This window comes from Mycobacterium sp. (genome assembly GCF_035633495.1).
In the GTDB taxonomy this organism is placed as follows: domain Bacteria; phylum Actinomycetota; class Actinomycetes; order Mycobacteriales; family Mycobacteriaceae; genus Mycobacterium.
On the sequence record NZ_DASQEU010000085.1, the window covers coordinates 1 to 14605 of the forward strand.

13 protein-coding genes and 1 pseudogene are annotated in these 14605 nt (G+C 64.5%); 3 read left to right on the forward strand and 11 right to left on the reverse strand.

Annotation, left to right across the window (positions count from 1 at the left end; all coding sequences use genetic code 11):
- The 5 genes from VET27_RS13330 to VET27_RS13350 form a co-directional block, all read right to left on the reverse strand.
- The coding region (locus VET27_RS13330; RefSeq protein WP_526518794.1) for an ABC transporter permease at positions 1-610 on the reverse strand (610 nt) is incomplete at its 3' end.
- Between the two features lie 2 nt (positions 611-612).
- A complete protein-coding gene (locus VET27_RS13335; RefSeq protein ID WP_526518796.1) occupies positions 613-1650 on the reverse strand; it encodes an ABC transporter permease in 1038 nt (345 codons plus the stop codon).
- Positions 1651-2982, reverse strand: a complete 1332-nt coding sequence (locus VET27_RS13340; RefSeq protein ID WP_526518844.1) for an ABC transporter substrate-binding protein — start codon at positions 2980-2982, stop codon at positions 1651-1653. It abuts the gene before it with no gap.
- Between the two features lie 3 nt (positions 2983-2985).
- Positions 2986-3300: a hypothetical protein gene (locus VET27_RS13345; RefSeq protein WP_526518798.1), complete on the reverse strand. Its 315-nt coding sequence runs from the start codon at positions 3298-3300 to the stop codon at positions 2986-2988.
- Between the two features lie 466 nt (positions 3301-3766).
- A complete protein-coding gene (locus VET27_RS13350; protein WP_526518800.1) occupies positions 3767-4021 on the reverse strand; it encodes a DUF1330 domain-containing protein in 255 nt (84 codons plus the stop codon).
- A 146-nt stretch (positions 4022-4167) separates the two neighbouring features.
- On the opposite strand from VET27_RS13350, the gene VET27_RS13355 reads away from it, so the two are divergent.
- Both VET27_RS13355 and rfbA read left to right on the forward strand, forming a co-directional pair.
- Complete coding sequence (locus tag VET27_RS13355) at positions 4168-4734, forward strand: hypothetical protein (RefSeq protein WP_526518802.1); 567 nt, start codon at positions 4168-4170, stop codon at positions 4732-4734.
- Positions 4735-4760: 26 nt separating this feature from the next.
- On the forward strand, positions 4761-5624 hold the full coding sequence (gene rfbA / locus VET27_RS13360; RefSeq protein ID WP_526518804.1) for a glucose-1-phosphate thymidylyltransferase RfbA: 864 nt from the start codon (positions 4761-4763) through the stop codon (positions 5622-5624).
- On the opposite strand, the gene VET27_RS13365 is transcribed toward rfbA, so the two are convergent.
- Positions 5583-6755, reverse strand: coding sequence for a fatty acid desaturase family protein (locus VET27_RS13365; RefSeq protein WP_526518806.1), 1173 nt, complete (start codon positions 6753-6755; stop codon positions 5583-5585). The two genes, rfbA and VET27_RS13365, sit on opposite strands and share 42 nt — an antisense overlap.
- 294 nt (positions 6756-7049) lie before the next feature.
- On the opposite strand from VET27_RS13365, the gene glgC reads away from it, so the two are divergent.
- The gene (gene glgC / locus VET27_RS13370; RefSeq protein WP_526518808.1) at positions 7050-8303 is read left to right on the forward strand and encodes a glucose-1-phosphate adenylyltransferase; all 1254 of its coding nucleotides are present in this window, start codon (positions 7050-7052) and stop codon (positions 8301-8303) included.
- A gap of 494 nt (positions 8304-8797) precedes the next feature.
- On the opposite strand, the pseudogene VET27_RS13375 reads toward glgC, so the two are convergent.
- From VET27_RS13375 to VET27_RS13395, 5 genes and pseudogenes are all read right to left on the reverse strand, one after another.
- Positions 8798-8899 (reverse strand): annotated as a pseudogene (locus VET27_RS13375) (hypothetical protein); the annotation flags it as partial.
- A 149-nt stretch (positions 8900-9048) separates the two neighbouring features.
- Positions 9049-10809 carry a fatty-acid--AMP ligase gene (locus tag VET27_RS13380; RefSeq protein WP_526518810.1) on the reverse strand — a complete coding sequence of 587 codons (1761 nt, stop codon included), beginning with the start codon at positions 10807-10809 and terminating at the stop codon, positions 9049-9051.
- A 235-nt stretch (positions 10810-11044) separates the two neighbouring features.
- Positions 11045-11365 carry a hypothetical protein gene (locus VET27_RS13385; protein WP_526518812.1) on the reverse strand — a complete coding sequence of 107 codons (321 nt, stop codon included), beginning with the start codon at positions 11363-11365 and terminating at the stop codon, positions 11045-11047.
- A 311-nt stretch (positions 11366-11676) separates the two neighbouring features.
- Positions 11677-12927, reverse strand: a complete 1251-nt coding sequence (locus VET27_RS13390; RefSeq protein ID WP_526518814.1) for a GGDEF domain-containing protein — start codon at positions 12925-12927, stop codon at positions 11677-11679.
- Positions 12927-14357 carry a glycosyltransferase family 2 protein gene (locus VET27_RS13395; RefSeq protein WP_526518816.1) on the reverse strand — a complete coding sequence of 477 codons (1431 nt, stop codon included), beginning with the start codon at positions 14355-14357 and terminating at the stop codon, positions 12927-12929. The genes VET27_RS13390 and VET27_RS13395 overlap by 1 nt, the downstream gene beginning before the upstream one ends.
- Positions 14358-14605 lie beyond the last annotated feature (248 nt).

A 14605-nucleotide genomic window follows, 5' to 3' on the forward strand; every position in this document is an offset into this window, starting at 1 on the left:
TGTTGGATCGCAGCACGCGGCTGTAGAAGCCGACGAACAGCACCGCCAGGGTGATCCAGGGCAGCACCAGGTGATATGCCCACTGGCCGGGATTCTTGGTCAGCGGTACATAGCTGCTGGTGGGGAAGATCTGCGCCTTGAAGCTCAAGTAGTACAACAGGATTGCGGCGAGCCAAAACACCGGCACCGAGATGCCCACCAGCGCCAGGATGGTGAGCGCGCGGTCGGTGAACTCGCCTGCGTGGACGGCACTGAGGTAGCCGAACACGATGGCCAGCGCCATCCAGAGGACGGCCGCGCCGATGCATAGCGACAGCGTGGCGGGTAGTCCCTTCAAGATCTGCTCACCGACGTTCTGAGAGCTCGCATACGACGTGAGCGGGCCGGTGAAGATCCGCTTCATCATGGTGAGGTACTGCACAGGCAGGGGCTGGTCGAGACCGAGATCGGCGCTGACCCTGGCAATCAGCGCGGGGTTGGCGTTCTTGCCCGCGATGCGTTGTGCGGGGTCGGAGTTCGGTATGACGTTGAAGATCAGGAAGACGATCACCGAGATCGCGAAGAGCACGGCGACCATCCCGATGAATCGCCTCACGGCGAATCGCAACATGGCTAGTGCTCCAGCCTGATCTTGGCCCGCGGGTCCAGTGCGTCCCGCAGTCCGTCGCCGAACACGTTGAGCGACAACACCGTCAACACGATCATTGCGCCTGGAACGATCGTGAGGTGCGGTGCGGTGTAGATGGTTTGGTAACCGTCGGCGATCATCGTGCCCCACGACGCGTTGGGCGGCCGCACGCCTGCGCCGAGGAACGACAGCGACGATTCGAGCAGCATGTTGTTCGCGATGTTGAGCGTGAAGAAGACGATGATGGTCGACACGACGTTGGGCAGCAGTTCCGAGATCATGATCTGAACCGGGCCCTTGCCCTGTGCGACAGCGGCTTCGACGAACTCCTTCTCACGCAATGCGAGGATCTCGCCGCGAATCGGCCTGGCCATGTAGGGCACGTAGACCAATCCAATGATCATGATCGGGATCCAGAGCGAGTCGCCTGCGATGGCGAGACCACCGATCTTGAGCCCGCCGAGCGCCAGCGTCGTACCGAGGGCGATGCCCAGCAGCAGAACCGGGAACGCCCAGACCACGTCCATGATCCTGGACAGGATCGAGTCGATCCAGCCGCGGTAGTAGCCGCACAGCAGACCGACGAGGACGGCCAACACGGTCGTGACGACGGCGGCGGCGACGCCGATGAAGATCGACGTCCGTCCGCCGTAGAGCAGCCGCACCATCACGTCGCGACCGTTCTGATCGGCGCCGAGCAGGTAGCGGCCGTGGAGCCCGGGCCCGATCGGAGTGCCGTCGGGGGAGACGACGTACTCCTCCTGCCCGTCGACCATGATCTTGTCGGTGATGTGGTTCTCGTTCGGTCCCGTGTGCGCGACGTGGTCGGCCCACAGGGGTGCGGCCAGGCACACCACGACGATGGCGATGAAGAGCACGCCGAACCCCAGGGCTACCCGGTTGCGGCGCAACCGGACCCACGCCAGGTACCAGGGGCTGCGACCCCGAAAGGCTTCGGGCGGGACGTCGGCGGGAACCGGCGCTATCCCCGTTGCTTCGACGTCCCCGATCGGGGCGCTCATCTACTTCAGGGCCAGCGCCGAGTAGTCCTGGGTGAACAGCAGATGGGGGATGGTCTTGTCGAAGTCGATCCGATCGGAGACGAACGTGGCGTACTCCTCGTTGCCGTACGGCGCCCAGACGGCCTGTTCCATGTAGGCCTTGTCCAGTGCCGCGTACTGCTTCTTGACGTCGTCGGTCAGCTGTTCCTGGGCGAGTTCGTTCATCTTGGCGTCGTTCTCCGGGATGGCCACCTGCGAGTAGTTGCTGTTGTTCGTCGGCAGGATGTTCGCGCCGTTCAGGAGCGGACGGAAGAAGTCGTCCGGGTGCGGGAAGTCCTGGAACCAGTCGGTGAACCCGGTGTCCAGGTCCGGCGTCGAGGTGTTGCCGATCGTCGCGAAGTAGACGTCGCCGGCGACCACCTTCAGCGTGGCGTTGAAGCCCAGCTGGGTGAGCAGGTCGTGGTAGTACTCGCCGATGCGCTTGCGGTCCGGTTCGTCGTCGGTCCAGACGGTGATGTCCTTGTCCGTCGGATTGGCCTCGGCCAGAGGTCGTTTCGCCTTTGCCATGTCAAGTCCGGGATACAGCTTGCATTCCTCGTACCCGGGCATTCCCGGCGGCAAGATCTGCTGCGTGGCATGTAGGCGGCCGCCGAACACCCGGTTGAGAGCCTCCGGATCGATCGCGTAGTTGATCGCTTGAAGAACCTGGATGTCGTTGAACGGTGCCGTCTTGTTGTTCATGAAGAAGTAGTACGTGTTGATCGAGTCGTCCAAGCGGAACCGCTCGCCGAACTTCGACTTCACCTCGGCCAGGCGATCGGCGTCGGGTGGGTCGACCATGAAGTCAATGGTGTTCTGCTCGACGCCGGTCACCTGTGCGGAGTTGCTCTTGTTCTGTGTGACCGTGATCTTGTCGACGTTCGCGTCGGCGACTTCGGTAGCGCCCGCGTCCTTGACGGTCTTGAAGTTGGGGTTGCGTTCCATCGTCAACGTCTGCGGCGCTTCGACCTTCGTGATCATGAAGGGCCCGCTCGAGGGCGGCGGATTGTTGGTCGCATCCTTGTCCAGCGGAGTGCTCGGCGGCACGGGCGCCGCGAACATGAGCGCCAGCACGTTGTTGAACGTGCCGCTGGGATCCTCCAGCGCGATGGTGATGTCACCGGTCGCGTCGTCGGTGGTGATGCCACTGATGGTGGGCGCCTTGCCGTCGGCGTAGTCCTTGGCGCCGACGATGCCTTCGAAGAACACCGAGCCGCCGGAGTCGGCCTTGAACAGTCGCTGGATGGCATAGGTGAAGTCCGACGCCTTGATGGCTGTGCCGTCGGAGTACTTCATGTTGGGCCGGAGCGTCAGCTTCTAGGTCTTGCCGTCGGGCGAGATCACCGGCATGTCCTTCGCCAGGCCGGGAACGACCTGTGTGCCTTCCTCGCCCTTGGCGTGCTTGTAGGTGAGCAGTGGCGTGTAGGTGTTGTACAACACCTCCCAGCCCTCGACGGTGTACGACAGCTGTGGGTCCACGTAGTCGGGGAACGACGTCATCGAGACGTTGATGTCACCGCCACCGGTGCCACCGCCGCTGCTGCTTCCGGAGTCACCCCCACACGCGGCGACTCCGAATGTGGCCAGCGCCGCGGCGACGCCAACGGTCACCGCCTTGCGCAACTTGCTCATGAGATTCCCCTTGGTCATATGTCGAGGTCGTGTCCCGGCGGTGTCCATTACCTGTACGCCTCCAGCCGGTGTGCCATTGCATCTTTTCCGAAATACGATGGATGGCAACTCGGACTTTCAGGACTCGACGCCTCGTCGCACGCCCCTGGCCTGCCAAGTCCCAGGATGCGGTGATCCGCTGGAGGGCGTGATTGTCCAATTCTGCGGTTGCCGTATTGGGCCGCCCGGGAGCTTGCCGACGCGACGCGCACCGGAATTATTACTGCTATGAGGCTGATTCGCCGGAAGATTGACGCTCCCGCGTATGGACGGCCGGCGGTAGCGAGCATGCAGATCGCGGCGACTGCCGAGAAAAAACTCTGAAGACGCGTGGGTTTCGGGGGTGTCCCGCCGCTCTCGGACGGTGCCCGGAGCCGCGGCGCCCGCCGCGAATACCTAGCCCGCGAAGATTTCGTCGACCCGCGCGCTACCGGTGTGTCCTGGTTTGACTCCCTCGACCAACGCCGCCATCGAGACCGAATGGTTCAACCGCAGAGGTAAGGATGCGTTGATAGTGGGCCGACTCGTACCACCGCACGGCGGAGTCGCGATCGGGAAAGCGGATGATCACCAGCGCCCCGTCCCAGTGCCCCTCGCGAACGTCGAGATCGCCTCCGTGGACGATGAATTCGCCACCGAAGGGCTTGAAGGTGTCGTCGATCTCGCACATGTACCGGATCACGTCGTCCCGAATTCGACGTCGCGAAGGTAGGCCACGGCATACGAGGGAATATGGTCGAGATTCTCGTCGGAGGCGTGCCGACGGTCGATTACCCATCGGGTAATGGCCCGGGGAGCGGAGGTGCCACTGGTTTAACATCGAACCTCGTGGCGCGTAACGAAGGTCCCGGCGGACCCCCAGACGACCCGTACTACTCCGACGGCGAGCCGACGCAGTACGGCAGTTACCCCCGCAGCGAGCCGCAGGCCTACAGCGAGCCGACGGCATACGCGAACTACGGGGCGCCGGACCAGTACGGTCAGCAGCCGCCCCCGGCGGAGCCGCCGACGCCCTGGTACCGCACGCCACCGGGCCTCGTCAGTCTCGGAGCGTTGGGCGTGATCGTCATTGCGGTGATCGTCTACGCCATCGTGTCTCTGACCGGCGACGACGGCTCCGGTTCCACGTCGACCACGTCGAGCACGACCACGACGTCGACGTCGTCCAACGGCTCCGTCGTACCGGCCCCAACGGGCGGCACCGAGACGGTGACGCAGACCGAGGAGTCGAGCACGACCACCGAGACGCCTACGACCAGCACCACGACGGAAAGTCCGACCACCGCGACCACGACTCCCAGCACGAGCACGACCGTGTCGACGAGCACCAGCACCAGCACCGTCACCCAGACGGTGACGGTTTCGCCGACCAGCGCCCCCGCGACGCCGGGCTAGGTGTGCATCTGACTTAGGGTGCTTCCATGCGTGGAATCATCCTGGCCGGCGGGACGGGTACGCGTCTGTATCCGATCACCATGGGGGTGTGCAAGCAGCTGCTGCCCGTGTACGACAAACCACTCATCTACTACTCCTTGTCGACGTTGATCATGGCGGGGATCCGCGACATCCAGGTCATCACCACGGCAGGTGACGTGGCGGCCTTCACCCGACTACTCGGAGACGGCTCCCTGTTCGGCACGAACATCACCTATGCAGTGCAGGATCGACCCGACGGTGTCGCGCAGGCGTTCGTCGTCGGCGCCGACCACATCGGGAACGATTCGGTCGCTTTGATATTGGGCGACAACATCTTCTACGGCCCAAGTCTGGGCACCAGCCTGACCCGCTTCAGCGAGGTGAACGGCGGCGCGATCTTCGCGTACTGGGTGGCCAATCCGTCGGCCTACGGCGTCATCGAGTTCAGCGACGATGGCAGAGCGCTGTCGCTGGAGGAGAAGCCGGCCACTCCGAAATCGCACTATGCCGTGCCGGGGCTGTACTTCTACGACAACGACGTCGTCGAGATCGCTCGGTCCCTGCGTCCCTCTCACCGCGGCGAGTATGAAATCACCGACGTCAACCAGACGTATCTCGACCAGGGACGGCTCGGCGTCGAGGTGTTGGCGCGCGGCACCGCGTGGCTGGACACCGGCACCTTCGACTCGCTGCTCGACGCCAGTGACTACGTCCGCACCATCGAGCGCAGGCAGGGCTTGAAGATCGGTGTGCCGGAGGAAGTCGCCTGGCGGCTCGGGTTCATCGACGACGATCAGCTGGCCGAGCGCGCACACTCGTTGGTGAAGTCAGGTTACGGCGCGTACCTGCTGCATCTGCTGGAGACCTAGTCGCGCAGCGCGAAAGTTGTTCTCGGAGGGAGTCTCTGGTGCATCGTCGTCGGTCGCCGTGAGGAACCGGTCCGGCAGTGCCAACGTGAACACGGTGCGTACCGTCAGCAGGTACTGGCGGATAAAATGACCCGTCGTGTAGGGCAGGTCGTAGTTGGTGCACAGGTCCCGGACGCGCTTGGCGATTTCGGCATAGCGGTTGCTCGGCAGGTCGGGAAAGAGGTGGTGCTCGATCTGGTAGCAAAGGTTGCCGCTCATGAAGGCCATCACGGGTCCCGCGTCGAAGTTGGCGCTGCCCAACATCTGTCGTAGATACCACTCGGGTTTGGTCTCGTTCTTCAGCGTCTCCGGGGTGAATTTCTCTGCCCCGTCGGCGAAGTGCCCACAACAGATCACCACGTATGCCCAGACGTTGCGGAGCACGTTGGCGGCGACGTTGGCGCCGAGCGTGCGGCGCCAACGCTTGAAGCTCAGCGCCGGATACAGCACGTAGTCCTTGCCCGCCTGGCGGCCGATCTTGTGTAACAGTGCGCGGTTGTGGACCGAATTCTGGACGTCGTTGTCCGTGCGCTCGTGCTCGGAGTACAGGTCGTGCAGAGCGATGCCCCACTCGAAAGTGAGGGCCAGCAAAAGACTTCGTAACGGCTGAACCAGATTGCTCGGCTTCCACTCCTGATCTCGGGTCACGCGCAGGACGCCGTAGCCGAGGTCGTCATCGACGCCGACGACGTTGGTGTTCACGTGGTGGCGGTAGTTGTGGGAGTAGCGCCACTGCGACGACAGGCCTGCCATGTCCCACTCCCACGTGGTGGAGTGGATCTCGGGATCGTTCATCCAATCCCATTGGCCGTGGCCGATGTTGTGGGCGAGCTCCATGTTCTCGATGCTCTTGGCGGCCGCGAGGCCGAGAGTGCCGAGCAGCCATCCGGGCCTGCGCTTGGTGCCGGCGATCACCAACCGAGAGGCCACCTCGAGAGCGCGTTGAAACGCGATCGTCCGGCGGATGTAGGCCCGGTCCTTGGCTCCGCGACTGTCCTCGACATCGCGACGAATGTCGTCCAAGGCCGCGGCGAACGCGTCAAGATCGGATTCGGTGAGGTGCGCGTATTCGGCGACGTCGGAGATAGCCATTGCGTTATCTGTTTTCTGATCGGTTCGGACGGCCCTCATCGGTCGATGCAGGGTGGCGAATCGGCAGGGTTCTTGGCCCAAGACGCGTGTGCAGGGACTTCGCGGATTCCGCACGGTTCCTGCCCGTTTTATGTGCTTACAGCCTAGACGCTCAGACGGCTGGTTTGGAGGCAGCGTCTGAGGACCCGGACGTACCGCCCGGGTCCTTGGGTTTCGGGGTGAGGCCGCCTAGAACGCCCGAAACGGTATGCGCAACGGCTCGCCTCGTGATGCGGGTCACATTACGTTGAGACTATGACTGTGATTCCGAGCCGCGAAAAAGTCATCGCAATAGTGCTCGCGGGGGGTGAGGGGAAGCGGTTGATGCCGCTGACCGCCGATCGGGCGAAGCCTGCAGTGCCCTTCGGTGGCATCTACCGCCTCGTCGACTTCGCCCTCAGCAACGTCGTCAACTCCGGCTATCTCAAAGTGGTCGTGCTGACGCAGTACAAGAGCCACAGCCTCGACCGCCACGTCACCACGACGTGGCGGATGTCGACGCTGCTGGGCAACTACGTAACGCCGGTGCCTGCCCAGCAGCGGGTGGGCAAGCGGTGGTACCTCGGCAGCGCGGACGCCATCTTCCAGTCGCTGAATCTGCTCAATGACGAGGATCCGGACATCGTCGTCGTGGTGGGCGCCGACCACGTCTACCGGATGGACTTCTCCCAGATGGTGCAGCAGCACGTCGAGAGCGGGGCCGGCTGCACGGTGGCCGCCATCCGGCAGCAGATCGAGCTGGCCGACCAGTTCGGCGTCATCGACGTCGACCCGAAGTCGCCGCAAAACATCCGGGCCTTCCTGGAGAAGCCGACCGATCCCGAGGGGCTGCCCGACGCGCCCCACGAGGTGCTCGCGTCGATGGGCAACTACGTCTTCAGTGCCGATGCGCTGCGGGACGCCGTCACCCGTGACGCTGCTGCCGATGCCTCCAAGCACGACATGGGTGGGGACATCGTGCCGTGGTTCGTCGACCGTTCGGAGTCTGCGGTCTACGACTTCAAGGACAACGACGTGCCGGGGTCCTACGAGCGTGACCGCGACTACTGGCGCGACGTCGGGACGATGCAGTCCTACTTCGACGCCCACATGGACCTCGTGGCGCCGCTGCCGGAGTTCAACCTCTATAACTCGGCCTGGCCGATCTTCACCAGCTACGGCGCCCTGCCTCCGGCGAAGCTGGTCGAGGGCGAACTCGGCAAGCCGACGACGACCCACAACGCGATCCTCTCACCCGGTGTGGTGATCACCGGCGGTAACGTGAGCAAGTCGGTGCTCTCCCCGTCGTGCCGTGTCGGGTCGGGGGCGGAGGTCTCGGACTCCGTGCTGCTCAACGGCGTCGAGATCGGCGCAGGAGCCGTCGTCCGCAACGCGATCATCGACAAGAACGTCGTGGTGCCTGCGGGCGCCGAGATCGGCGTCGACCCGAAGGCCGACGAGGCGCGTGGCTTCATCGTGCAGGACGGCCTCACCGTGCTCTCCAAAGGCCAGGAGGTGCCAGCCCCGTGAGCGACTCCCGCGCGGAACGGCGGGCGAGCCGAATCGCGGTGTCGTGTCCCGGCTGGTCATGACGATCGCTGAACCGTCTGCTTGAGGGACGGCGATAGCTTCTCTGTTCGGTCTCGGCCGGATTCTGCAATACAAGCGCCGCAACAAGGATCGTGTTCAGAGACAGTCGGATCTGTCCAGGCTCGTGGGGTGCATCGAGCGCCTCGAGACCCACGATCCAGCTCTGCGACTCGATGAACATCCCGAACTGGGTTCGGCGCCGGATCATGGCGCTGGCTGCGACTCGATCGGTCGATATGAACAGGTGTGAAGATCCCTTGGACGGATTGGTGTGCGCCTACATCGCGCTCTACGCGTCGCGCCGACCCTGGGACACCACGACCCATGGGGATTTCAACAACGGTTAAATCGTGACGTCGGCGCGGCCTGCGGGCCTGGAGCCGACGCCGCCCCGGTGCTGCCCGATGCAAAGTCCGCGGTTTCCTCCAACGAGTCGCAGCAATCGCGTAATCGCCCAGCGCGAACCGGATCGCTTTGTCGAACAACGACTTTCCATTCGATCCAGTTCCGGTCAAGATCGGTAGTGTGTGTGGACGCTAGTTCCCGTGACCGTCCTCGCCGTGCTACTGCACTAGTGGTCACCGGCGCGCTGTCGGCACGCCTCGGCGGGGGGCGGTAGGAAAAGCGTTGGCTCGCAACGTTATCGGCGTCAACGCGTCAAGGCGTGTCAGCCCATGGAAGCGAGTCAGCCGGCGGTGACGGCCTCGTCGTCCAACCGGATGAACTGACGGTCCCGGTACAACTCGACGCACGATGCGCGTCGGACCTTCCCGCTGGTCGTGACCGGAATCGCACCGCGCTCCACCAGAACCAGATCCGCGGCGTTGAGTCCGTGCTCCTGCGAAATGGCGGACGTGATTTGCTGCTTGACGGTGCGGAGTTGGTCCATCGCCACGTCCGCGGGTTGGGCGCGGGTCCTGACCTCGACGATCGCTACCAGCTTTTCGGTGCGATCCTGCTCCACCGCGATCGCCGCGACCCGGCCACCGGTGATCTCTGCGATGGTGGCTTCGATGTCATCGGGATAGTGGTTGCGCCCCCGGACGATCAGCAGATCCTTGATGCGGCCGACGATGAAGAGCTCTCCCTCGGACATGAACCCGAGGTCGCCGGTCCTCAACCAGGGCCCTTCTGGAGTGCCCGCCGCGGGCGAGACGATGTCCGCCTGGAACGTGTACTCGGTCTGCTCGGGTTTCCGCCAGTACCCGAGGCAGTTGTTGTCGCCGTGAAGCCAGATCTCACCGACTGCTCCCTCTGGAGCCTGCGACTTCGTCTCGGGATCGACGATCCGAAGGACCGGTGACTCCAGGTTGCCGTAGCTGACCAGCGCTGTGCCGGTTCCGTTCTCGCACCGCTTCGCGTGGCCGGCGGACAAGTTCTCGGGGTCGAAGCTGACGAGGTGCGGCCCGTCGCCGGGCTCGCGGCCTGCGACGAAGAGCGTCGCTTCGGCGAGTCCGTACACCGGCCTCAACGCCCGCTCGCGCAGGTTGAAACGGGCAAACCGCTGCGCAAAGCGTTTCAGGGTCGCCACGTGGACCCGTTCGCTGCCGCTGAGCACGTTGAGCACGTCGCCGAGGTCCAGGCCCGCCATGTCATCGTCGGACGTTCGTGCCGCCGCCAACTCGAACGCGAAGTTCGGCGCCGCCGTCAGCGCGCGAGGACTGCTGGCCAGCAATTGCATCCACCGCGCCGGTCGGGCCAGGAACGAAGGCGGACTGGTGAACAGTGAATGCCATCCACCGAGGATGGGTCCGCACACGCCCAGGATGAGGCCCATGTCGTGATAGAACGGCAGCCACGACACGGCAGTGGTGCCAGGCGGGGAGACCTTGCCGTAGTCCGGGAACAGCCCGGCCGTTATCTGCTCGAAGTTGCTCGTCAGGTTCTTGTTCGACACCATCACGCCGGCCGGCGAGCGCGTCGATCCCGAGGTGTATTGCAGGTAAGCCGTTTCCGGCGGCGTCTCATGGTTGGCGGTGGAGCGTCGCCGAGTGTCCAGATCGAGCGAATCGACCGCGAGGACCGTCGGTGCGGAATGATCGCCCTGCGCTACGGCGTACGGGGCCACCTGGCCTTCGAGCGACGACGCGGTGAGGATGACCGAGGGCGACGCGTCGCGTACTACCGCAGTGACACGTTGGTCGTGGATGCCAGCCATCGGCACCGAGAGCGGCACCGCGATCACACCCGCATGCATCGATCCGAGGAGTGCCACCACGTAGTCGAGTCCCTGTGGCGCCAGAACGACGGCCCGGTCGCCGCTCCTCGACCCACGCAATCGGAGCTCGTCTGCCAGGCTCGCCACCCGCCGGTATAGCTGGGCCCACGTCAGGGTGTGGGCAACACCGTCCCAGTCCTGCTCGTAGTCGATGAAGGTGAAGGCGATGTCGTCGGGCTGCAGGCTCGCGCGCTCGCGCAGCATGCCAGTAATGGGAGCGCCCGTCATCGGCTGCCTTTCTGGTCGATCACTCCGGTACGTCGAACTCGTGCGGCGTGCGCGGTCCAACTCCTGCAACGCGCGCGGCAGGTCGTGTTCGCCGAGCTGGTACGCAATGAGCCGATGCCCTTCTTGCCATCGAGCGGCCAGCTACTCAGAAGGGGTAGCCGATGGAGCTCAATTCACTGCACCATGCCCGTTAGCTGAGACCCTTGAAGGGTGTGGCCGTGCCAGGCCGCCCACTCTATGGATTGGGTCCCTCAACAGCCTTGTAGTGACGGATGAGGCGATGTGGTGGTTGCCGCTGACGGACTCGTCCCGTGGTCGCGCGGAAGTCGTATCCGTCCTGGCCCACGCGTTCCCATTGGAAGTCCACGGGCGCACCTTCGAAGGCCTCCAGGAATTTGCCGGAGACTCTGACGACGTCACCCGCGCCGGGTTCGGGTTCGCCGTTGCAGCAAAGGTGGCTGAAGTCGGCCCAGCAGCCGGCGGGGGTGTCGAGTGAATCGATCACTCGCCAACCCGCCTCGCAATGCCAAAGCCGCACGGTGCCCACTGCGCTCATTTCGACGACCGTACCGCTCGAAGCTGCGACGCACGATCTCATCGCCAGCACGTCGTCGGGTGTGCCGCTCGCGCACAGGAGAGTACAGCCAAAGCGCTTGTGCGACAGCAGCAAGAGTCGAAGGGCTGGTCGCGAACCTCTTCGATGACCATCCGGCGCTGTGATGGATTGTCGCCTGTTCGGCTCCAATGACCGGTGCGCAAGACGGGCAACGCCACCGGGCGCGGATCGCGCCGAACGCGTGCCCAGGCCACTCGACAAGCAGCGAGCTTTGGTGCTGATGAGAGCTCTTGCAGTGCCGGGTCAGACAGTCACGGCAATTGCGTCGCTTCCGAACGATTATTCCTGGCCACCAGCGCCAGCTGATCGAACGTGGTCCGCCGCGGGTCGCCCACTGCGGTCCCGACGCTGACGGTTGTGGGCCACTTGCCGAGGTTGATGCCGCTCGTTCGTACCGTCTCCTGGATCCGTCGGGCGAGGTCGTCCGCGTCCGGCCTGCCCCCGATGCCCAAGACGAGGAACTCGTCACCTTCCCAGCGCGAGACGAGGTCGCCCAGGCGTACCGTCACCCGGATGGCTTTCGCGACCGCCCGGAGGAGGTCATCGCCGTAGTGGACGCCGTATTGGGCATTGGCCGTCGCCAGACCTTCAACACAGAAGTGCATCAGGCAGACCTCCTCGCCGGTTCGCTCGGCCGAACCGGCCACTGTCGGCACGACGGTGAGTAGCCCGCGCTTCGTCAGCATCCCGGTCAGCACGTCGGTTGTGGCGAGGGCCTCCGAACGGGCCTTCTCGTCGCTCAGCGCAGTGATCGCGGTGAGGCGCAGCCGCAGCAGCGTCGCGCTGGTCAGGAGTGCGGCGATGCCCGCGATGACCCACCCGATGTCGTCGTTGTCGTCGATGAGCTGGCTCGCCGTGATCAATGCGGCGAGCATGAGTGCCCCGCCGGCCATGCTCGGCCGCCAGGACAGGGTGATCGGGGCGAACGCCGTCATGACGATGAACGCGTACGTGATCGGGAACTGTTCATGGGTGTAGACCACCTCGCCAGTCACGAGGCAGACGAGTAGCACACACGCGAGAGCCCAGGTCCACATCACCGTCACGGCCCGGAAGTGGCGCCGGCCCAGAACCTGGGCGCACACCAGGAACAGCGCACCGACGGACAGCTCGACCACGTGGAGCGGAAGCCGATCCGATCTCAACACGACCAGGGCGGCAAGATCAGCGAGAATGATGACCGCGCCTACGAGACCGAAAGCGTGGGGGATGTCGCGGCGGGCGATGCCGCGGCGCATGTTCTCGTAGAGGTCCGGGCTGTCCGGACGCTCGGGCCTGGGGATGTCGTCCACCGCGGTGTTCTTGTCTGGATCCATGCCGAGCCTGCGCATCCATCTGCGCACACGGCTGGGATGGACCTGCCGGGGCATGGGCACGAGCTTGGAGAGGGTGAGTCCCACGTAGATGATCGTGTTGAAGGCCACCACCGCAAGCAAGAGGAGGAACCAGTTCGAGGTGAGGACGCTCTCAGGCAGGACGATGCCGGCGGGGAGGTCGGTCATCATCCGAGCGGAGCGGTCGGGTGCAGGACATGCCCCCATGTCGCGCGGCGGGCCATAGTGATGTCGAAGAGGCACTTGCAGAACACGATCTGCAGGAAGACGTCGTATGCGAGCTCGGGGAACAGGAGCGCAGCGAGACCTCTGGCCTTCCAGCCGCCGCTCCACGCGGTGATGACCCGCTCGATGAGGAAGACCAGCCCGATGATGAGCCAGAACGGGAACCAGATCCAGGTGTCTACGGCCAGGAACGTGATGAACAGCAGCACCAGCGCAAGGTTGAGTGCGAATGCCCCATAGCCGATGCCCACCTGCTGGCCCCAGTAGCGGATGGTCGCCCGGGTGATGCCGTAGGCGCTGAGGTTCTCCAGGGCGCCGCGCTGCCAGCGCTTGCGCTGGATCCACAGGTCCTTCCACGTCGGCATGATCTCTGTCGTCACTCTGCACTCGATGGGCGAAGTCACGGTCGCGCCCAGCGACTTGAGGGCGAAGGTGATCTCGTTGTCCTCGGTTAGTGCCGAAGTGTCATAGACCTTGCCGGTCTCGCCGGGGACGAAGACGCTGCGGGCGGCAGCGACATCGAGCAGTGCATCGGCGCGGAACATCGTGGCGGTGCCGGTGAGGACGAACACGCGGCCGCGGCGCGCGCGGATTTGGAGCGAGTAGCGCGCGTACTCGTTGCGCTGCAACTGCCCGACGAGACCGTTCCCGTCCTCACCGAAGAAGACACCGCCCACGGCGGTCAGCTCTGGGTCTGCCTCGAGACGCGCCGCCCCGACCTCGATGAACCGCGGGGCGAGGCTGGTATCGGCGTCCATGACGAGGATGACGTCGCTGGCGTCGGACTCCGGCAGTATCCGCGCGAGCGCCTGATTGAGCGCGCCGCCCTTCTTGTGCGCGTTGTCAATGGTCTCGAAGACTTCGAAGCCCATCTCCCGCGCGATTTCGACCGTGCGATCTGTGCAGTTGTCCGCGGCGACGATGACGCGGTCTGGTGGTCGTATCTGGGCGAGAAGCGCGCTCAACGTCACAGGGAGGGAGAACTCCTCGTTGTGCGCGGGCATCAGAGCCGTGACGCGGACCTTTCCGTCGGTGGCTGCCCGGCCGATATCGGCCCGGTAAGAGGTGAGCAGGCGGCGTCGCGGGCTGATCGACATGAGGGCCGCGATCGCCTCGAAGGCGATCGCGGTCGCCGCGATGATGATGATGCCGAATACCGCCATGAGGATGAGCTTCGTCGGAGGGAATTCCGTCGAGACGAAGGTCGTGTACGGCCCGGTGGTGACCTGTCTGAGGGGCTTGGGACGCTGCGATCCGGCGAAGATGTACCCGACGGTGGTCGCGAAAGCTCCAATAGTCACCACCACGGCGACGACCACGGCGACTACGAGACGGCCGGACATGACGCCGGGATCCGGGGCGCGGACCGGCACCGAGGGCACTTCGACGAAGTGATGAGCGTTGCCCGGTAGCGATATCCGTTCCGGGTCCGAAGGAATATCAGGTGTCTGCGCGGGAGGCCCCGTCGCCGGCGGCGGAAGTCGATGCCCTGCCGGCTGACGAGAATCCGGCGCGGAGCTCATGTGGTCCCGTCCGTACGGCCGCTGGAGCGCTCCCCGGCTACCTGGATCTGCCATCCATTGCCCCGGCATTTGGGTTCGAGCGAATGAGCAGTCACAAC